Raw genomic sequence first — 18,178 nt, 5'->3', positions numbered from 1 at the left:
TCGGGGCCATGGAAAGCAGCAGCGCCAGGTCCGGCGGCAGCACGCGCCGCGAGGCCACCCGGCAGAAGCTCTACGAGGCGGCCGTCACGCTCATCGCCGAGCAGGGCTTCTCCGCGACCACGGTGGACGAGATCGCGGAGCGTGCCGGGGTCGCGAAGGGCACGGTCTACTACAACTTCGCGAGCAAGTCGGTCCTCTTCGAGGAACTGCTGCGGCACGGGGTGGGCCTGCTCACCGCCTCTCTGCAGGAGGCGGCGGAACAGACCGCGCGGGCGGGCGGCAGCAAGGTGGACGCGCTGGACGCGATGGTCCGCGCGGGCCTGGTCTTCATCGACCGCTATCCGGCGTTCACCCAGCTGTACGTGGCCGAGCTGTGGCGCACCAACCGGGCCTGGCAGTCCACGCTGATGGTGGTCCGGCAGGAGGCCGTCGCGGTGGTCGAGGGGGTGCTGCGCGAGGGCGTGGCGGCCGGCGAGTTCAGCGACGAGATCGACGTACAGCTGACGGCGGCCGCGCTGGTCGGCATGGTCCTGGTGGCCGCGCTGGACTGGAAGTCCTTCCAGCCGGAGCGGTCCTTGGACGACGTCCACGCCGCCCTGTCCCGGCTGCTCCAGGGGCGCGTGAGCGGGAAGGGCTGAGCGCACGAGGAGGGCGCCGGTCCGCTGCCGGACCGGCGCCCTCCCACTCCCCCGTACTCCCCCTGTGGTCCCCCGTGGGTGGTCGTCCCCGGGTCCCCCGGCTCGCTTCCGCCGACGGATCGGCGGAAGGAGCGGCCGGGTGGCGGGCGCCGTTCCGCCGCCCCGTGTCGGCGGTGCCGGGCCGCGCCCCCTTGCCGTGCCTCCACTGTCCCGTTCACACAGGCCGCGGCCCATCCGCGCGCGTACTCATCTCGCCGCCTAGGTACGGATACTCAGCCGCACGCACGCGTGCCTGCGTTCACGGCCCAATGCCCGGTCGCGGTCGCGTTCCGCGCCGGCCTCCCGCAGGCCGGATTGTCGGTGGCGGCCGATAAAGTCGCAGGCATGGGACGGATCGCGGTGATCGGCGCCGGGATGGGCGCGATGGCGGCCGCCGCCCGGCTGGCCGTCGCGGGCCACCGGGTGGTGGTGTACGAGCGCACGGACACGTACGGCGGTGCGGTGCGCCGCTTCGAGCGGGACGGGTTCGGCTTCGACACCGGCCCGGGCCTGCTGACGCTGCCCGCCGTGTACCGCGATCTGTTCGTCAAGACCGGCAAGGAGCCGCTGGAGGACCGCGTCGAGCTGGTCCAGGTCGATCCGTCCGCGCGGCACGTCTTCGCGGACGGCACCGAGGTGTCGCTGCCGAACGCCTCGCGCGCGGGTGTGGTCGCGGCCCTGGACGAGGCGCTGGGCGGGGGCGCGGGCGAGCGATGGGGCGCGTTCCTGGTGCGGGCCCGGGAGGCCTGGGACCGCACCCGCAGGCCGCTGCTGGAGGAGCCGCTGTGGCCCAACTGGCGGGTGCTGGCCGACAAGGAGCCGTATCCGGCCGTCCCGCACAAGCGGCTGCTGCGCACACGGCGCGCGAGCACACTGTCCGAGATCGGCACCTGGGAGCTGGGCGACGAGCGCCTCGCGGCCCTGCTGGGGAGTTCCGCGCTCGCCCACGGTCTCGATCCGCGGACCACTCCGGCGAGCGCGGCCGTCCTGCCCTACATGGAGCACGCCTTCGGCACCTGGTATGTGCGCGGCGGCATCCGGGAGTTGGCGCGGGCGGTGTACGAGCGCTGTGTGCAGCGGGGGGTGGAGTTCGTCTTCGGCGCGGAGGTGCTGAGCATCCTGGACAAGGACGGCCGGGCCGCGGGCGTGGAGCTGATGGACGGCACGGTGGCCGAGGCCGACCATGTCGTGGCGGACGTGGACCCGGCGCGGCTGATGGAGATGACGGACCCTCCGCTGGACAGGCACGGGGATGTGCGGGCCGATCCGTTCATGACCCGTCCGGGGCGGTTCGTCGTGCTGCTGGCGCTGCGCGGCGGGCGCGAGACCGGGGCCGCACACCGCACGGTCGTCCACGCGCCGGACCCGGAGTCCGAGCTGGACCACCTGGACTCGGCGAAGGGGGACGAGCCGCCACCGCCCACGGTGACCGTGCTGCGCCCGGACGACCCCGCGCTGAGACCGGACGACGGGCACGAGTCCGTGGTGCTGTCCGCGGTGGTGCCGAGCGCCCTCGACTGGGACGAGGAGGGCGTGGTCCGGCTGTACACGGAGCATCTGCTCGAAGCCGCCGAGGCCGCGATGCCGGGCCTGCGGGACCGCGTCCTGTGGCAGGAGGTGCGCACACCCGACGACACCGACGACGAGACGAGTGCCTTCCTCGGCGCGGTGCCGGCCCCCGCCCTCGCCGCCGGCCAGGGGCGTTTCCTGCATCCGTCGAACACCACACGGCTGCCCGGTCTGTACCGGGTCGGCGGCTGGTCCCACCCCGGCGGCGGCCTGCCGCACGCGGGCATGTCGGGCGCGCTGGTGGCGGGGCTGATCGTGGAGGGCCCGGAGTTCCGCGGCTCCCAGTGAGCCGAGCCCGGACCTCCGAAGCCGTACGGCTCACCAGCAGTGCCGTACGGCTCAGAAACGGTACTGCTCAGAAACGGTACTGCTCGTCGTACCCGGCACCGGGCTGCTGGACGTGCCCCTGGTTCTGGTGCGGGTACGGCTGCTCCTGCGGGAGTTCGCCGCCGTAGGTCTCGTCGGTGCGCTGCTGTGGCACCCACACCCCGCTCGCAGGGGTCTCGCCGTAGCCGCCGCCGTACGGAGCCTGGGCGTAGCCCTGCTGGCCGTACTGCCCGGAGTAGCCGGTGTCGTACCCGGCGCCGCCGTAGGGCTGGCTGCCGATGTAGGGGTCGGAGTAGTTGGCGTAGCCCTGCTGACCGCCGGTGTCGTAGCCGTATCCCTGCTGGCCGTAGCCCGAGTAGTCGTAGGCGTAGTTCTGCTGGTCGGTGCCCTGGGCCTGGGCGGCGGCCGCGTAGGCGGTGTCGCCGTAGACGCCGTAGGAGCCGGTGTCCTCGGGGATGGGCTGCGGCTCGTAGACGGTGGTGGTCTCGGCCGCGGTGGGCTCCGCGGCCGGACGGCCGGCCGGGGTGAAGACGTCGTCGCGGTCGTAGTCGTCGTAGTCGCCGTGTCCCTGGCCGTATCCGGCCGGGCCGGCGTCCTGCTCGCCCTCCGGGCCGAGGGACTCCGGGTCGGGGCCCTCCAGCGCCGGGTCGTGCCGGTCGGCCCTGCCGCGGCGGCGCTTGCTGCCGGCTGCGGGCTCGGCCCCCTCCTCCGGGCGCTTGACCGCCCAGCCGGCGGCGAAGCCGCGGCGGAAGGACAGCGTGACATAGGTCTGGCCGACCGCGAAGGCGATGGCTCCGACGCCGATCACGATCACGGACGGCATCAGCACGCCGACCACGACCCCGAGGAACCCGGCGAACGCGAGCAGCCGCCATCGCAGGCGCGCCTTGTACTGCAGCAGCACCTCGCCCAGCAACCACAGTGCGACGATGCCGAACGCGATGTAGAGGACCGTCCAGCCCATGTACGCCCCTCTCCCAGTGACCGCTACGCAGTGTGTCGTATCGCGGTGCGGCCGGTCTAGGCCTGCGGGGGGTGGTGCAGGCCCAGGTTCTCGTAGATTTCCAGGGTCGCCGTGGAGTTGTTGAGCGTGATGAAGTGCAGTCCGGGCACTCCCTCGGCGAGCAGCCGCGCGCAGAACTCCGTGGCGAAGTCGATACCGATGGAGCGTACCGCCGCCGGATCGTCCTTCGCTGTGAGGATCCGCTCTTTCAGGGCGTCCGGAAAGACGGCGTTGCTGAGTTTGGGCAACCGTTCCAGCATCTTCACGCTGGTGACAGGCAGGACCTCGGGGATCACGGGGGTGTCACAGCCCGCGGCCGCCACGCGGTCGCGCAGCCGGAGATACGACTCCGGCTGGAAGAACATCTGTGTGATGGCGTAGTCGGCACCCGCACGGCACTTGTCCACGAAGTGGGTGACGTCGGTGTCCCAGTCCGTGGAGCGGGGGTGCATCTCCGGGAACGCGGCGACACCCACACAGAAGTCGCCCGACTCCTTGATGAGCCGGACGAGTTCGGCCGCGTAGGTCAGGCCCGTGGGGTGCGGGACCCAGTCGCCCATCGGGTCGCCGGGCGGGTCGCCGCGCACGGCGAGCATGTTGCGGATCCCGGCGTCGGCGTACTGGCCGATGATGTTGCGCAGTTCCGCGATGGAGTGGTCGACCGCGGTGAGGTGGGCGACCGGGGTGAGCGTGGTGTCGGCGACGATCTGCTGGGTCTCCTTGACCGTGCCGGCCCGGGTGGAACCCCCGGCGCCGTAGGTCACGGAGACGAAGTCGGGCGCGACGGCCTCGACCCGACGGAGCGCGCTCCACAGGTTCCGCTCGCCCTTCGGGGTCTTCGGCGCCGAGAACTCGAACGAGTACGTCGTCTTGCCGGTGGCGAGCATGTCGCGCACGGTGCGTGCGCGATCAGTCCTGGTGGAGGGGGTTCCGAGGGCCATACGGGCAGGTTAGCCAGGGGTGGGCGGTCCCCCAACCGGAGGAAGGGAATTTGCCCGAATTGTCGGCCTGCTGTCCATCCCTTGGACAGAAATCCGGACAGCGGCTCCCTCTCCGGTGCCGCTAGCCCTGCCGCAGCCGCTTCGCGAACTCGGCCGCGGCCGCTCCCGGGTCGTCGGCCTCGGTGATCGCACGGACCACGACCACCCGGCGGGCCCCCGCGTCCAGCACCTGGTCGAGGTTGGACAGGTCGATCCCGCCGATCGCGAACCAGGGGCGGTCGGTGCCCAGGCCGGCCGTGTACCGCACCAGGTCGAGGCCGGGCGCGTGGCGGCCCGGCTTGGTGGGGGTGGGCCAGCAGGGGCCGGTGCAGAAGTAGTCCACGCCCTCCTGCACGGCGGCCGCGGCGGCCTCGGACTCGGCGTGCGTGGAGCGGCCGATCAGCACCTCGTCGCCGAGGACGGCGCGGGCCGCGGGAACCGGCAGGTCGCCCTGGCCGAGGTGCAGCACGTCGGCGCGGGCGGCGTGGGCGACGTCCGCGCGGTCGTTCACCGCGAGGAGCTTGCCGTGCCGGGCGCAGGCGTCCGCGAAGACCTCCAGGTGCGCCAGCTCCTCGGCGGCCTCCATGCCCTTGTCGCGCAGCTGCACGATGTCGACGCCGCCGGCCAGGACCGCGTCCAGGAACTCGGGCAGGTCACCCTGGCGGGTGCGTGCGTCCGTGCACAGGTACAGGCGGCCGTCGGCGAGCGCGGCGCGTGCGGTGTCGGACATACGTGGGTCCCCCCTGGTCGGTGTCCCTGGCGGCTTCGGCGGGTGGCGTACGGGCCACGACGGCCCGCACGCCACCCCTCATGTGTGCGGTTCGGCTCAGACGGCGAGCGCCTGGGCGCGGCGCTTCACCTCCGTGCCGCGATTCTCGCTCAGGGCCTGCGCGGGGGTGCCGGGCAGGGTCGGGTCGGGGGTGAAGAGCCACTCGATCATCTCTTCGACCGTGAAGCCGTCGTCCCGCAGGAGCGTCAGGGTGCCGGACAGCCCCTTGACGACCTTGTCCCCGTCGATGAAGGCGGCGGGGACGTGCAGTGCGCGGTTCTCACCCCGGCGTACGGCGATGAGCTGGCCCTCCTTGACCAGCTGCCGCACGCGCGTCACCTCGACGCCGAGCTGTTCGGCGATGTCGGGGAGGGTGAGCCAGGCGGGGACGAGAGCATCGATCTTTGCGTCAATCTCGGTCACGGGATCTAGCCTAGGCGCTCCGCTGGTTCGGCCGCGATGGGTCGTCGTTCGGGTGCGGCGCCGTCGTGGCTGGTCGGGCCGTTCCCCGCGCCCCTTCGGGGCGCTGTCCCCGCCGCGGCGCCGGTCAGCCGGCCTTGGCGTCCTTCAGGGGCTTTGCCGGGTCGGCCAGAGCCTCCAGGTCCATTCGGCTGCCCGCCTCGATCAGTCGCCGGCCCTGGGCCAGATCACGCGGGCGGCCGACGGCCAGGAGGGCCACCAGGTGATCCTCGCGGAGCCAGCACACCGTCCAGGCCGGGCCCGTCGGGTCGCCGCGCCAGACCATCCGGTCGGCGGCGGCGTGATGGCCGGCGTACTGCACGAAGCGGCCGAACTGCTCGGACCAGAAGTACGGCACCGGATCGTAGACCGCCGGGGTCTCGCCGAGGATGTTCGCGGCGACCGTGCGCGGGCCCTGCAGGGCGTTGTCCCAGTGGTGGACGAGCAGCCGTGCGCCGTAGCGGGCGGAGGGGAAGGAGGCGCAGTCGCCGACGGCGTACACGTCGTCGACCGAGGTCCGCAGCCGGTCGTCGGCGAGGACGTCCCCCTGCGGGCCCAGTTCGACGCCGGAGCCGGCCAGCCAGGCCGTGGCGGGGCGGGCGCCGATACCGACGACGACGGCGTCGGCGGGCAGCCGGGTGCCGTCGGCGAGGACCACCGCGCCGGGCTCGACGCGCTCCACGCGCGCGCGGGTGCGGAGGTCGGCGCCCGCGTCGGCGTACCAGGCGGCCATGGGGGCGGCGACCTCGGCGGGCAGGGCGCCGGCGAGCGGACGGTCGGCGGCCTCCACGACGGTGACCGCGCAGCCGGCCCCGCGGGCGGCCGTGGCGAACTCGGCGCCGATCCAGCCGGCCCCGACGACCACGATCTCGTGCTGCCGGGCGAGCACCGGCTGCAGCCGTTCGGCGTCGTCCAGGGTGCGCAGCAGATGCACGCCGGGCACCCCCTCGGTGCCGGGCAGGGTGATCGGCTCGGCACCGGTGGCGAGGACCAGGACGTCGTACGGCACCGGGCCCGCCTCGGTGTCCAGCTCGTGCTCGGCGGGACGCAGGCCGAACACCTCGCAGCCGAGCCGCAGCTCGACGCCGAGGGACTCGAAGTCCACGTCGAAGGCGGAGCCCTCGGCCTTGCCGAGCAGCACGGCCTTCGACAGCGGCGGCCGGTCGTACGGCTGGTGCGGCTCCGCGCCGATCACGGTGACGGGCCCCTTGAAGCCCTGTTCCCGCAGGGCGACCGCGGTCTGCACCCCCGCCATGCCCGCACCGACGACGACCACGCGCCGCGCCGCTGACGTGCCCCCTTGCGCTGTCTGATCGCTCACCCGATCACCTTAGACACGTGACAACGCGTCAGTCAGCGGGCGTGACCGGTGACCTGTTCCACAACGCTCGTGCCGGCGCCCGCCTGGGACTCCCACTCCCAGCTCTCCTCCAGCCGCACCCGCCCGTCCGGCAGCTCCACGACCGTGGAGACACAGTGCCCGCAGGAGGTCGTCCCGTCGGCCTTCAGCTGGACGTAGCGGAAGTCCAGCCGGTCGCCCTCCCGGGTGCCGACCAGATGGCCGCGTACGACATCGCCGCCCGCGTACTCCGCCCAGATCTCGCCGTCCTTCTCGTGGTACGCGAACCGGGTGCGGGTACCCACCTGACCTGGGGCTTGGTCCGCCACGGGGGCGAGGATCAGTCCGTCGAGCGACCGGGCCATGCGCAGGGGCTCCCTTACGGGTGACGAGACGGGCGGGCTAGGGTGGCCACCGTACAAGCACTCGCGGGAGCCCGGACGCACCGGGCTGAGAGGGAGGCTGGCGGCCTCCGACCGTACGAACCTGATCCGGGTCATGCCGGCGAAGGGAGGGGCTGGACGCCCATGTCGTCACGTACGTCCGACGTCCTCGTCATCGGGGGCGGAATCATCGGCCTGGTCACGGCCTGGCGCGCGGCGCAGCGCGGGCTCGCGACCGCCGTGGTGGACCCCGGGCCCGGCGGCGGGGCCGCGCGGGTCGCGGCCGGGATGCTGGCCGCGGTCACCGAACTGCACTACGGCGAGGAGCGGCTGCTCGCCCTGAACCTGGAGTCGGCCCGCCGCTACCCGGACTTCGCGGCCGAGCTGACCGAAGTGACCGGCCACGACCTCGGCTACCGCCGCTGCGGCACCCTCGCGGTCGCGCTCGACGCCGACGACCGCGCCCATCTGCGCGAACTGCACACCCTGCAGCGGCGCTCCGGCCTGGACGCGCAGTGGCTGTCCGGGCGGGAGTGCCGGCGCCTGGAACCGATGCTGGCGCCCGGGGTGCGCGGCGGGCTGCGGGTCGACGGCGACCACCAGATCGACCCGCGGCGGCTCGCGACGGCCCTGGTGGCCGCGTGCGAGCGGTCCGGCGTGGAGTTCCACCGGGCGTGGGCCGAGCGGCTGGACGTCGTACGGGAGCGGGCCACCGGGGTGACCACGGCGGACGGCACCGAGCTGCACGCCGGGCAGGTGGTGCTCGCGGCCGGGAGCATGAGCGGACGGCTCGCGGGCGTGCCCGAGGCGCTGCTGCCGCCGGTGCGGCCGGTGAAGGGGCAGGTGCTGCGGCTGACCGTGCCGCCCCGGTACGCGCCCTTCCTGAGCCGCACCGTACGGGCCGTGGTGCGCGGCGGCCATGTCTACCTCGTGCCCCGGGAGAACGGCGAGCTGGTCGTCGGCGCGACCAGCGAGGAACTCGGCTGGGACACGACCGTCACCGCGGGCGGCGTGTACGAGCTGCTGCGCGACGCCCATGAGCTGGTGCCGGGCATCACCGAACTACCGCTCACCGAGACCCGGGCCGGGCTGCGCCCCGGCTCCCCCGACAACGCGCCGCTGCTCGGCCCGTCCGGGCTCGACGGGCTGCTGCTGGCCACCGGGCACTACCGCAACGGGGTGCTGCTCACGCCGGTCACGGGCGATGTCATGGCACAGCTGCTGGCCGACGGCGAACTGCCGGAAGTGGCCCGTCCGTTCACCCCGCGGCGCTTCGGCGCCGCCGTCCTCATGGAGCAGCCCGCATGAGCATCTCCATCTCCGTCAACGGAGAGCGCCGGGAGATCGTTCCGGGTACCGCTCTCGACAGCGTCGTACGGTCGCTGGCCCCGTCGCCCTCCGGTGTGGCCGCCGCCGTCAACGAGACCGTCGTCCCGCGCGCGCAGTGGGCGGCCACGGCGCTGGCCGAGGGCGACCGCGTCGAAGTCCTCACCGCGGTCCAGGGAGGCTGAGACATGGCCGACGATCCCTTGGTCCTCGGGGGTACGACCTTCTCGTCGCGGCTGATCATGGGTACGGGCGGTGCGCCCAGCCTCGACGTGCTGGAGCGGGCGCTGGTCGCCTCCGGCACGGAGCTGACGACGGTCGCGATGCGGCGGGTGGACCCCACCGTGCACGGTTCGGTGCTGTCGGTGCTGCAGAAGCTGGGCATCCGGGTGCTGCCGAACACGGCGGGCTGTTTCACCGCGGGCGAGGCCGTGCTGACCGCGCGGCTGGCGCGGGAGGCGCTGGGCACGGATCTGGTCAAGCTGGAGGTCATCGCCGACGAGCGGACGCTGCTGCCGGATCCGGTGGAACTGCTGGACGCGGCGGAGACGCTGGTCGACGACGGGTTCACGGTGCTGCCGTACACCAATGACGATCCCGTGCTGGCGCGGAAGCTGGAGGATGCCGGGTGTGCCGCGGTGATGCCGCTCGGGTCGCCGATCGGGTCCGGGCTCGGGATCCGCAATCCCCACAACTTCCAGCTGATCGTCGAGCACGCGCGTGTGCCGGTGATTCTGGATGCGGGGGCCGGTACTGCGTCCGATGTCGCGCTGGCCATGGAGCTGGGGTGTGCGGGTGTGATGCTCGCCTCCGCGGTGACGCGGGCGCAGGAGCCGGAGATGATGGCCGCCGCGATGCGGCATGCCGTGGAGGGGGGTCGGCTGGCCCGGTTGGCGGGGCGGATTCCGCGCAGGCACTTTGCGGAGGCGTCGTCTCCTACGGAGGGCCTGGCTCGGCTGGATCCTGAGCGACCGGCGTTCTAGTCGCCCTTCGGTCCCACGCGGACACCACGGGTGCGCGAGTGGTGTGGGAAGCGTTACAGGTCGGCTTCAGTGCCTGCGGGAAAGCGGTCTCGGCGGGGGAACTGTCGGTCGTCCCTCGTAGACTCCCCTGCGTGGATACGACCCTTCAGGACCCCCTCGTCGGCCAGGTGCTCGACGGCCGTTATCGCGTCGACGCGCGGATCGCGGTCGGCGGGATGGCCACGGTCTACCGGGCCCTGGACACCCGTCTGGACCGTGTGCTCGCACTGAAGGTGATGCACCCGACCCTCGCGGCCGACGGATCCTTCGTGGAGCGGTTCATACGGGAGGCCAAGTCCGTCGCCCGCCTGGCGCACCCGAACGTGGTGCAGGTCTTCGACCAGGGGACCGACGGGTCGTACGTGTACCTGGCGATGGAGTACGTCGCCGGGTGCACCCTGCGGGACGTCCTGCGCGAGCGGGGGGCGCTGCAGCCCCGCGCGGCCCTCGACATCCTCGAACCCGTCCTCGCCGCGCTCGGCGCCGCGCACCGGGCCGGGTTCGTGCACCGGGACATGAAGCCCGAGAACGTGCTGATAGGCGACGACGGGCGGGTCAAGGTCGCCGACTTCGGGCTGGTCCGGTCCGTGGACACTCAGACCAGCACGACGGGTGCCGTGCTCGGGACGGTCTCGTACCTCGCCCCTGAGCAGATAGAACAGGGCACCGCCGATCCGCGCGTCGACGTCTACGCCTGCGGTGTGGTGCTCTACGAGATGCTGACCGGCGGCAAGCCGCACGCCGGGGACTCCCCCGCCCAGATCCTCTACAAGCACATCCACGAGGACGTGCCGCCGCCCTCGGCCCTGGTGCCGGGGCTGCCGTACGAGCTGGACGAGCTCGTCGCCTCGGCGACCGCCCGCACCCCCGACATCCGGCCGTACGACGCCGTGGCGCTGCTCGCCCAGGTGCGCGAGGCGCGCCGGGGGCTGAGCGACGAGCAACTGGACGCGGTGCCGCCGCAGGCGCTGACCGCGGAGCACGACAACGCGGGTGACCGGACGAGCGTGATACCGCGCTCACTGACTGTGCCCAGGCCGTTGCCCGTCAACGAGGAGGAGCCGGCCGAGGGCGTGGTCCGGCACACCAGCCGGCTGCACGCACCACCGGTGCCGCCCCGGCGCTCCAGGCGGCTGGTGCTGACGATCGTCGCCGCCGTGCTGGTGGTGTTCGGGGTGGGCGCCGGGGTCTGGTACATCAACTCCGGCCAGTTCACGAAGGTCCCGCCGCTGCTGGCGAAGACCGAGGCGCAGGCCCGGGACCGGCTGAGTTCGGCCGGGCTCGAGGTCGGGCGGGTCAAGCACGAGTACAACGACACCGTCCAGCGGGGCGCGGTCATCGGCACCGACCCCGCGCCCGGTGCCCGGATCCGCGACCACGACTCGGTGACGCTGACCATCTCGCTGGGCCCGGAGACGGTGAACGTGCCTGACGTGACGGGCCGCACGCTCGCCGAGGCGCGGGCGCGGCTGAGGGCGGACGGCCTCGAACCGGGCATGGTCACCCGGGAGTTCAGCGATTCCGTCGCCAAGGGCTCGGTGATCGCCACGACACCGCAGGGCGGCGCCAATCGGCACGCCGGGTCGGCGATCGCACTGACCGTCAGCAAGGGCAGCCCGATCGACGTACCGGACGTCACCGGTCAGGACCTGGACAGCGCCCGGCAGGATCTGGCCGACGCCGGGCTGCAGGTGAAGATCGCCCCCCAGCCGGTCAACTCCGAGTACGACAAGGGCAAGGTGGCCCAGGAGAGTCCGGGCAACGGCAGCCAGGCCGCCGAGGGCGACACGGTGACGCTGACGCTGTCCAAGGGGCCGGAGATGGTCGAGGTGCCGGACGTGGTCGGCGACAGCGTCGACGACGCCCACAAGGCACTGGAGGGTGCCGGGTTCAAGGTGGAGGAGGACCGCGGCCTGCTCGGGCTGTTCGGCGACACCGTGAAGAAGCAGTCGGTGCAGGCCGGCGACAAGGCGGCCAAGGGGTCGACCATCACGATCACCATCCGCTGACCGGGGCGCGTGCGCACCGGCCCGGACGACCAGGTGGGCCTCACCGGTCCCCCGGGCCGGGACCGCTCCGGTCTCCCCGCCCGGCTTCTCGCACCCTGCTCGGGGGCGTCCCCGGGCGTCCTGGCATCCTGGGTGCGCCATGACCTCACGCTCTTCCTCCCCGCTCCCGGCCTCCCCCGTCCGCAATCCCGTCGGCGGTCATGTCCCCGTCGCCGGTGGTCTGCACTCCGTGGGGGTGTCGTACGCCCATGACCTGAAGGCCGAGGCCGTGCAGGTCTTCGTGGCCAATCCGCGCGGCTGGGCCACGCCCGCCGGGAATCCCCGGCAGGACGAGGCCTTTCGCTCGGCCTGCGCACAGGAGTCGCTCCCGGCGTACGTCCACGCCCCCTACCTGATCAACTTCGGCTCGCACACCGAGGCGACGGTGGAGCGGTCGGTGGAGTCGCTGCGGCACTCCCTGCGGCGCGGGCGGGAGATCGGTGCGCTGGGCGTGGTCGTGCACACCGGGAGCGCGACCGGCGGGCGGGGGCGCGAGGTGGCGCTGCGCCAGGTGCGGGAGCGCCTGCTGCCGCTGCTGGACGAGCTGACGCACGACGAGGACCCGTTCCTGCTGCTGGAGTCGACGGCCGGGCAGGGCGCCTCGCTCTGTGCCCGCACCTGGGACTTCGGCCCGTACTTCGAGGCGCTGGACGCGCACCCGAAGCTCGGGGTCTGCCTGGACACCTGCCACGTCTTCGCCGCCGGGCACGACCTGACCGGCCCGAGCGGCATGCACCAGACCCTCGACCTCCTGGTGGACACCGTCGGCGAGGGCCGCCTGAAGCTGATCCACGCCAACGACTCCAAGGACGTGGTCGGCGCGCACAAGGACCGGCACGAGAACATCGGCGCCGGCCACATCGGCGAGGACCCGTTCCGGGCCCTGATGACCCACCCCGCGACCGACGGCGTGCCCCTGATCATCGAGACACCCGGTGGCAAAGAGGGACACGCGGCGGACGTGGCCCGCCTGAAGAAGCTCAGGGACGGCTGACGCGGGAGCTCACAGCTCCGGCCCCTCCCCCGGTTCCTCCTGGTAGGAATAGCGCTGTTCCTTCCAGGGGTCGCCGATGTTGTGGTAGCCCCGTTCCTCCCAGAAGCCGCGGCGGTCGGTGGTCATGTACTCGACGCCGCGGACCCATTTCGGTCCCTTCCAGGCGTACAGGTGGGGCACGATCAGGCGGACCGGGAAGCCGTGCTCGGCGGTGAGGAGTTCGCCGTCCTTGTGGGTGGCGAAGAGGGTGCGGTCCGAGGCGAAGTCCGACAGGCGCAGGTTGGAGCTGAAGCCGTACTCGGCCCAGACCATCACATGGGTGACGTCCGGTGCCGGCGGGGCCAGCTCGAGGATGGTGCGGGCGGGGATGCCGCCCCACTCCGCGCCGACCATGCTGAACTTCGTCACGCAGTGCAGATCGGCCACCACGGTGGTGTACGGCAGGGCCGTGAACTCCTCGTGGTTCCAGAGGTGCTTGTCGCCGTCGGCGGTGGCGCCGAAGACCCGGAACTCCCAGCGCTCGGGGCGGAACTTCGGGACGGGGCCGTAGTGCGTGACCGGCCAGCCGCGCTGGAGCCGCTGACCCGGCGGAAGCTCGGACTCTGCCGTCGCTCCAGACGCTCGCTCCACCGGATGACCCATGTATCCATCCTGACAGACCTCGGGCAGTGCCCTTGACCATGAGTCGGCCGTGCGCCGCCCCTGCGACGGACGTTCGTCGGCACGGTCGTCGACCGTGAGCTCGCGAACCGGACAATCCCCATCAAGCAAGCACTTACTTACTAAGTGCCCACTTACTGGACGATCTTCGTCGCCGGTGCAATCATGCGGCCGCACACCTCCCCCGTTTCCCGTGTGGAAGGAGCCGCTGCGATGCAGGGCGACCCCGAGGTCATCGAGTTCCTCAACGAGCAGCTCACCGGCGAGCTGACCGCGATCAACCAGTACTTCCTGCACGCGAAGATGCAGGAGAACTTCGGCTGGTACAAGCTCGCCAAGTACACGCGGCACGAGTCGTTCGACGAGATGAAGCACGCGGAGGTGCTGACCGACCGGATCCTGTTCCTGGAGGGACTGCCCAACTACCAGCGGCTCTTCCACGTGCGCGTCGGACAGACCGTGAAGGAGATGTTCGAGGCCGACCGGCAGATCGAGGCCGAGGCGATCGACCGGCTGCGGCGGGGCATCAAGGTGATGCGCGAGAAGGGCGACATCACGTCCGCCAACATCTTCGAGGACATCCTCGCGGACGAGGAGCACCACATCGACTACCTCGACACCCAGCTGGAGCTGGTGGAGAAGCTGGGCGAGGCGCTCTACATCTCCCAGCTGATCGAGCAGCCGGAGAGCTAGGCGGCTTCCGGGAGCTCGGCGGCTTCCGGGAGCTCGGCGAGGACCGGCCTGCCCTGGTCGGCCAGCTCCCGTCGCGGGCAGGCGCCCCGGCCGAGGAGGGCCTGGATCCGGCGCACGCAGGAGCCGCAGTCCGTGCCCGCCTTGCAGGCGGAGGCTATCTGGCGGGGGGTGCAGGCACCGTCCTCCGCGTGCTGCTTGACCTGGGCCTCGGTGATGCCGAAGCAGCTGCAGACGTACACGCGGATTCACCTCCCGACGCGGGATCGCTCTCTTGGTGCCATCCCCTTGATCGGTGAGGCAAACCTAACCTTACCTGTCGCACAGGATCCGCAAAAGTGGTGAGGGGCGCGGATCGGTTGTGATCCGCGCCCCAGATCGACTCCAGGCCCTGCCGGACCCACGGCCTACGGGACTACTGGTCCCGGTACATCTCCGCCACCAGGAAGGCCAGGTCCAGCGACTGGCTGCGGTTCAGCCGCGGGTCGCAGGCCGTCTCGTAGCGCTGGTGGAGATCGTCGACGAAGATCTCGTCGCCGCCGCCCACACACTCGGTGACGTCGTCGCCGGTCAGCTCCACATGGATGCCGCCCGGGTGGGTGCCGAGCGCCTTGTGCACCTCGAAGAAGCCCTTGACCTCGTCGAGCACGTCGTCGAAGCGGCGGGTCTTGTGCCCGGAGGCAGCCTCGAAGGTGTTGCCGTGCATCGGGTCGGTCACCCAGGCCACCGTCGCACCGGACGCCGTGACCTTCTCGACCAGCTCGGGGAGCCGGTCGCGGATCTTGTCGGCGCCCATCCGGACGATGAAGGTCAGCCGGCCCGGCTCCCGGTCGGGGTCGAGGCGGTCGATGTACTGCAGCGCCTCCTCGGCCGTCGTCGTCGGGCCGAGCTTGATGCCGATCGGGTTGCGGATCTGCGAGGCGAACTCGATGTGCGCGTGGTCCAGCTGCCGGGTGCGCTCACCGATCCACACCATGTGCGCGGAGACGTCGTACAGCTTGCCGGTGCGCGAGTCGACCCGGGTCAGGGCGGACTCGTAGTCCAGCAGCAGCGCCTCGTGCGAGGAGTACAGCTCGACGGTCTTGAACTCCTCCGGGTCCGTGCCGCAGGCCCGCATGAAGTTCAGCGCGTTGTCGATCTCCCGCGCGAGCTGCTCGTAGCGCTGGCCCGACGGCGAGGTCTTCACGAAGTCCTGGTTCCAGGCGTGCACCTGGCGCAGGTCCGCGTAACCGCCGGTGGTGAAGGCGCGCACCAGGTTCAGCGTGGACGCCGACGCGTGGTACATGCGCTTCAGCCGCTCGGGGTCCGGGACGCGGGCGGCCTCGGTGAAGTCGAAGCCGTTGACCGAGTCGCCCCGGTAGGTCGGCAGCGTCACGCCGTCGCGGGTCTCGGTCGGCTTGGAGCGGGGCTTGGAGTACTGCCCGGCGATACGGCCGACCTTCACCACGGGCACGGCGGCCGCGTAGGTGAGGACGGCACCCATCTGGAGCAGCGTCTTCAGCTTGTTGCGGATGTGATCGGCGGACACCGCGTCGAAGGCCTCGGCACAGTCGCCGCCCTGGAGGAGGAACGCCTCTCCCTTGGCGACGGCCGCCATCCGGGCGCGCAGCTGGTCGCACTCGCCCGCGAAGACGAGCGGCGGATACGACTCGAGGTCCGCGATCACTGCGCGCAGAGCCTCGGGGTCGGGGTACTCGGGCTGCTGCGCCGCGGGCAGGTTTCGCCAGGTGTTGCCAGCGCTCGGGCTGGTCTTAGCGTTCACGGTCACCTCGTAAACATTACGGGGTCGTGTCGCATGCCCCATCTTCTGGCTCGAAGGGTGAGACGCGATGGTTGTCCTGTGGACGGGGGGACCGGTGCGGTAGGGTTCCTGCCATGTTCGCGCTTTCGATCCAGAACTGCACCCAGAACTGGTGGTGGACCGCTTCTCCGGCGGCCCACTGATCGCGCGTACGCAAGACTTCGCGAAGGCCGCCCGAGGGGCGGCCTTCGGCGTGTCCGGGGTCGTTCCTCACCGACATCGACGGAAATCGACGGAAGAGGACCCATGGACCTGGCACAGCTCCTGCACGACGACCGCCCCTTCGCCCTGCTCCGCCGCCGCGTCCCGGGCCGCGACGAGCACACGGTGGAGGTGCTGCTCGGCCCGGTGACCCGCCGCGACCGGCTCGCCGACCTGCCCGACGAGGGGCTGGCGCTGGTCCCGTTCCGGCAGATCCGCGAGCGCGGCTTCGACGTCCGTGACGACGGCACCCCGCTGCTGGTGCTCACCCCCGAGGAGTCGTACGAGCTCCCGCTCGACGTGGCGCTGACGCAGCTCCCGGCCCATGAGGTGCGCGTCGAGGGCGGCGGCTTCGACGTCGGCGACGAGGAGTACGGCGAGATCGTCGGGCGGGTGCTGGCGGAGGAGATCGGCCGGGGCGAGGGCGCGAACTTCGTGATCCGGCGCACGTACGAGGGCGGGATCCCGGGGTTCGGCCGCGCCGACGCGCTCGCGCTGTTCCGGCGGCTGCTGGACGGTGAGCGGGGCGCGTACTGGACGTTCGTCGTGCACACCGGGGACCGCACGCTGGTCGGGGCCAGCCCCGAGGTGCACGTCCGGATGTCCGGCGGCACGGTCGTCATGAACCCGATCAGCGGGACGTACCGCTATCCCGCCGAGGGTCCGACCCCGGAGCACCTCCTCTCCTTCCTCGCCGACGGCAAGGAGATCGAGGAGCTGTCGATGGTGGTCGACGAGGAACTGAAGATGATGTGCACCGTCGGCGACATGGGCGGGGTGGTCGTGGGGCCGCGGCTGAAGGAGATGGCGCACCTCGCGCACACCGAGTACGAGCTGCGCGGGAAGTCCTCCCTGGACGTGCGGGAGGTGCTGCGGGAGACCATGTTCGCCGCCACGGTGACCGGGTCTCCGGTGCAGAACGCCTGCCGGGTGATCGAGCGCTACGAGCCTCTCGGACGGGATGGTGTCGGCAGGGGCTACTACGCGGGTGCGCTGGCGCTGCTGGGCCGGGACTCCGGGGGCGCGCAGACGCTGGACTCCCCCATCCTGATCCGCACGGCCGACATCTCCTCCCGGGGGGAGCTGCGTGTCCCGGTCGGTGCCACGCTGGTGCGCGGTTCGGACCCGGCGGGCGAGGTCGCCGAGACGCACGCGAAGGCGGCGGGCGTGCTGGCGGCCCTCGGGGTACGGCCGTCCCGGCCGCGCGCGGAGCGGGAGCGGCCCCGGCTGGCCGACGATCCGCGGGTGCGGGCGGCGCTGGACGGGCGGCGGGCCGCGCTCGCGCCGTTCTGGCTGCGGATGCAGGAGCAGGCACGGGAGCTGACCGGCCACGCCCTGGTGGTCGACGGCGAGGACACTTTCACGGCGATGCTCGCGCACGTGCTGCGCTCGAGCGGGCTGGACGTCACCGTCCGGCGGTACGACGAGCCGGGACTGCGGGCGGCCGTGCTCGCGCACGAGGGCCCGGTGGTGCTCGGCCCCGGACCGGGCGACCCTTGCGATCCGGCCGACCCGAAGATGCGCTTCCTGCGCGAGCTGGCCGCCACGGTGATCCGGGGTCACCGGCACGGCGTCCTCGGGGTCTGCCTCGGCCACGAGCTGATCGCGGCCGAGCTGGGGCTGGACATCGTCCGCAAGGAGGTTCCCCACCAGGGGGCGCAGACCACGATCGACCTGTTCGGGCGGCCCGAGACGGTCGGCTTCTACAACAGCTTCGTCGCCCACTGCGACGAGGAGGCGGCCCGCGAGCTGGCCGCGCACGGCGTGGAGGTGAGCCGTGCGGCGAACGGCGAGGTGCACGCGCTGCGCGGCCCGGGGTTCGCCGGGGTGCAGTTCCACCCGGAGTCGATCCTGACGCTGAACGGGGCAACGGTCGTACGGGAACTGGTGGGTCAGCTGCGCCGTACGACCGTGTAGCCGCCCGGGGCCG

Annotated in this window: 19 protein-coding genes and 1 riboswitch; of the genes, 10 read left to right on the top strand and 9 right to left on the bottom strand. The window is 72.0% G+C overall.

Annotated elements, in window-relative coordinates:
* Positions 1 to 8: 8 nt before the first annotated feature.
* Positions 9 to 638 (top strand): TetR/AcrR family transcriptional regulator, encoded by a 630-nt coding sequence (locus tag ACFYZB_RS03280; RefSeq protein WP_351203875.1) that lies wholly within the window; start codon positions 9 to 11, stop codon positions 636 to 638.
* A 384-nt stretch (positions 639 to 1,022) separates the two neighbouring features.
* Positions 1,023 to 2,534 carry a phytoene desaturase family protein gene (locus ACFYZB_RS03275; protein WP_388753721.1) on the top strand — a complete coding sequence of 504 codons (1,512 nt, stop codon included), beginning with the start codon at positions 1,023 to 1,025 and terminating at the stop codon, positions 2,532 to 2,534.
* Positions 2,535 to 2,601: 67 nt separating this feature from the next.
* Here ACFYZB_RS03275 and ACFYZB_RS03270 read toward each other — a convergent pair whose 3' ends face one another.
* The 6 genes from ACFYZB_RS03270 to ACFYZB_RS03245 all read right to left on the bottom strand — a co-directional run bounded on the left by ACFYZB_RS03270 (position 2,602) and on the right by ACFYZB_RS03245 (position 7,488).
* Complete coding sequence (locus ACFYZB_RS03270) at positions 2,602 to 3,537, bottom strand: hypothetical protein (RefSeq protein ID WP_388753718.1); 936 nt, start codon at positions 3,535 to 3,537, stop codon at positions 2,602 to 2,604.
* A 56-nt stretch (positions 3,538 to 3,593) separates the two neighbouring features.
* On the bottom strand, positions 3,594 to 4,517 hold the full coding sequence (gene metF / locus ACFYZB_RS03265; protein ID WP_388753715.1) for a methylenetetrahydrofolate reductase [NAD(P)H]: 924 nt from the start codon (positions 4,515 to 4,517) through the stop codon (positions 3,594 to 3,596).
* A 121-nt stretch (positions 4,518 to 4,638) separates the two neighbouring features.
* Positions 4,639 to 5,286, bottom strand: coding sequence for a thiamine phosphate synthase (thiE, locus tag ACFYZB_RS03260; RefSeq protein WP_351203867.1), 648 nt, complete (start codon positions 5,284 to 5,286; stop codon positions 4,639 to 4,641).
* 96 nt (positions 5,287 to 5,382) lie between these two features.
* Positions 5,383 to 5,748 carry an Rv2175c family DNA-binding protein gene (locus ACFYZB_RS03255; protein WP_055707421.1) on the bottom strand — a complete coding sequence of 122 codons (366 nt, stop codon included), beginning with the start codon at positions 5,746 to 5,748 and terminating at the stop codon, positions 5,383 to 5,385.
* Positions 5,749 to 5,872: 124 nt separating this feature from the next.
* Complete coding sequence (locus tag ACFYZB_RS03250; RefSeq protein WP_388753712.1) at positions 5,873 to 7,105, bottom strand: NAD(P)/FAD-dependent oxidoreductase; 1,233 nt, start codon at positions 7,103 to 7,105, stop codon at positions 5,873 to 5,875.
* Positions 7,106 to 7,137: 32 nt separating this feature from the next.
* Positions 7,138 to 7,488 carry a hypothetical protein gene (locus ACFYZB_RS03245; protein WP_351203862.1) on the bottom strand — a complete coding sequence of 117 codons (351 nt, stop codon included), beginning with the start codon at positions 7,486 to 7,488 and terminating at the stop codon, positions 7,138 to 7,140.
* A gap of 53 nt (positions 7,489 to 7,541) precedes the next feature.
* Positions 7,542 to 7,653: riboswitch (TPP riboswitch) on the top strand.
* Here ACFYZB_RS03245 and thiO point away from each other — a divergent pair.
* From thiO to ACFYZB_RS03220, 5 genes are all read left to right on the top strand, one after another.
* A complete protein-coding gene (gene thiO, locus ACFYZB_RS03240; protein WP_388753709.1) occupies positions 7,651 to 8,814 on the top strand; it encodes a glycine oxidase ThiO in 1,164 nt (387 codons plus the stop codon). It overlaps the preceding riboswitch by 3 nt.
* A 2-nt stretch (positions 8,815 to 8,816) precedes the next feature.
* Positions 8,817 to 9,017 carry a sulfur carrier protein ThiS gene (thiS, locus tag ACFYZB_RS03235; protein WP_351203948.1) on the top strand — a complete coding sequence of 67 codons (201 nt, stop codon included), beginning with the start codon at positions 8,817 to 8,819 and terminating at the stop codon, positions 9,015 to 9,017.
* 3 nt (positions 9,018 to 9,020) lie between these two features.
* Complete coding sequence (locus tag ACFYZB_RS03230) at positions 9,021 to 9,815, top strand: thiazole synthase (protein WP_388753707.1); 795 nt, start codon at positions 9,021 to 9,023, stop codon at positions 9,813 to 9,815.
* Between the two features lie 131 nt (positions 9,816 to 9,946).
* Positions 9,947 to 11,863, top strand: coding sequence for a Stk1 family PASTA domain-containing Ser/Thr kinase (pknB, locus tag ACFYZB_RS03225; RefSeq protein ID WP_388753704.1), 1,917 nt, complete (start codon positions 9,947 to 9,949; stop codon positions 11,861 to 11,863).
* A gap of 139 nt (positions 11,864 to 12,002) precedes the next feature.
* Positions 12,003 to 12,896, top strand: coding sequence for a deoxyribonuclease IV (locus ACFYZB_RS03220; RefSeq protein ID WP_351203854.1), 894 nt, complete (start codon positions 12,003 to 12,005; stop codon positions 12,894 to 12,896).
* 9 nt (positions 12,897 to 12,905) lie between these two features.
* Here the strand turns inward: ACFYZB_RS03220 and ACFYZB_RS03215 are convergent, their stop codons facing one another.
* Positions 12,906 to 13,538 (bottom strand): sulfite oxidase-like oxidoreductase, encoded by a 633-nt coding sequence (locus ACFYZB_RS03215; RefSeq protein WP_351203852.1) that lies wholly within the window; start codon positions 13,536 to 13,538, stop codon positions 12,906 to 12,908.
* A gap of 231 nt (positions 13,539 to 13,769) precedes the next feature.
* Here ACFYZB_RS03215 and bfr point away from each other — a divergent pair, with 231 nt between their 5' ends.
* Positions 13,770 to 14,249, top strand: a complete 480-nt coding sequence (bfr, locus tag ACFYZB_RS03210) for a bacterioferritin (protein ID WP_388753701.1) — start codon at positions 13,770 to 13,772, stop codon at positions 14,247 to 14,249.
* On the opposite strand, the gene ACFYZB_RS03205 is transcribed toward bfr, so the two are convergent.
* A complete protein-coding gene (locus ACFYZB_RS03205) occupies positions 14,246 to 14,488 on the bottom strand; it encodes a bacterioferritin-associated ferredoxin (protein WP_388753697.1) in 243 nt (80 codons plus the stop codon). The two genes, bfr and ACFYZB_RS03205, sit on opposite strands and share 4 nt — an antisense overlap.
* A gap of 173 nt (positions 14,489 to 14,661) precedes the next feature.
* Positions 14,662 to 16,014, bottom strand: coding sequence for a class II 3-deoxy-7-phosphoheptulonate synthase (locus ACFYZB_RS03200; RefSeq protein WP_351203846.1), 1,353 nt, complete (start codon positions 16,012 to 16,014; stop codon positions 14,662 to 14,664).
* A gap of 107 nt (positions 16,015 to 16,121) precedes the next feature.
* On the opposite strand from ACFYZB_RS03200, the gene ACFYZB_RS03195 reads away from it, so the two are divergent.
* Together ACFYZB_RS03195 and ACFYZB_RS03190 are read left to right on the top strand one after the other, a co-directional pair.
* Positions 16,122 to 16,190 carry a trp operon leader peptide gene (locus ACFYZB_RS03195; RefSeq protein WP_153535823.1) on the top strand — a complete coding sequence of 23 codons (69 nt, stop codon included), beginning with the start codon at positions 16,122 to 16,124 and terminating at the stop codon, positions 16,188 to 16,190.
* A 103-nt stretch (positions 16,191 to 16,293) separates the two neighbouring features.
* Positions 16,294 to 18,165, top strand: coding sequence for an anthranilate synthase family protein (locus ACFYZB_RS03190; RefSeq protein WP_388753694.1), 1,872 nt, complete (start codon positions 16,294 to 16,296; stop codon positions 18,163 to 18,165).
* The last annotated feature ends 13 nt before the right edge of the window (positions 18,166 to 18,178 follow it).

Origin of the sequence: Streptomyces sp. NPDC001852 (assembly GCF_042891825.1) — a bacterium.
Taxonomy (GTDB): domain Bacteria; phylum Actinomycetota; class Actinomycetes; order Streptomycetales; family Streptomycetaceae; genus Streptomyces.
This window is presented reverse-complemented; position numbering and strand designations above follow the sequence as displayed.

What these genes read in the sequence shown, in the direction of transcription:
- ACFYZB_RS03275 (WP_388753721.1), top strand. Translation starts at nt 1,023, where the DNA reads ATGGGACGGATCGCGGTGATCGGCGCCGGGATGGGCGCGATGGCGGCC.
- ACFYZB_RS03190 (WP_388753694.1), top strand. Translation starts at nt 16,294, where the DNA reads ATGGACCTGGCACAGCTCCTGCACGACGACCGCCCCTTCGCCCTGCTC.
- ACFYZB_RS03270 (WP_388753718.1), bottom strand. Translation starts at nt 3,537, where the DNA reads ATGGGCTGGACGGTCCTCTACATCGCGTTCGGCATCGTCGCACTGTGG.
- ACFYZB_RS03215 (WP_351203852.1), bottom strand. Translation starts at nt 13,538, where the DNA reads ATGGGTCATCCGGTGGAGCGAGCGTCTGGAGCGACGGCAGAGTCCGAG.
- metF (WP_388753715.1), bottom strand. Translation starts at nt 4,517, where the DNA reads ATGGCCCTCGGAACCCCCTCCACCAGGACTGATCGCGCACGCACCGTG.
- ACFYZB_RS03220 (WP_351203854.1), top strand. Translation starts at nt 12,003, where the DNA reads ATGACCTCACGCTCTTCCTCCCCGCTCCCGGCCTCCCCCGTCCGCAAT.
- ACFYZB_RS03280 (WP_351203875.1), top strand. Translation starts at nt 9, where the DNA reads ATGGAAAGCAGCAGCGCCAGGTCCGGCGGCAGCACGCGCCGCGAGGCC.
- thiO (WP_388753709.1), top strand. Translation starts at nt 7,651, where the DNA reads ATGTCGTCACGTACGTCCGACGTCCTCGTCATCGGGGGCGGAATCATC.
- ACFYZB_RS03230 (WP_388753707.1), top strand. Translation starts at nt 9,021, where the DNA reads ATGGCCGACGATCCCTTGGTCCTCGGGGGTACGACCTTCTCGTCGCGG.
- ACFYZB_RS03245 (WP_351203862.1), bottom strand. Translation starts at nt 7,488, where the DNA reads ATGGCCCGGTCGCTCGACGGACTGATCCTCGCCCCCGTGGCGGACCAA.
- bfr (WP_388753701.1), top strand. Translation starts at nt 13,770, where the DNA reads ATGCAGGGCGACCCCGAGGTCATCGAGTTCCTCAACGAGCAGCTCACC.
- thiE (WP_351203867.1), bottom strand. Translation starts at nt 5,286, where the DNA reads ATGTCCGACACCGCACGCGCCGCGCTCGCCGACGGCCGCCTGTACCTG.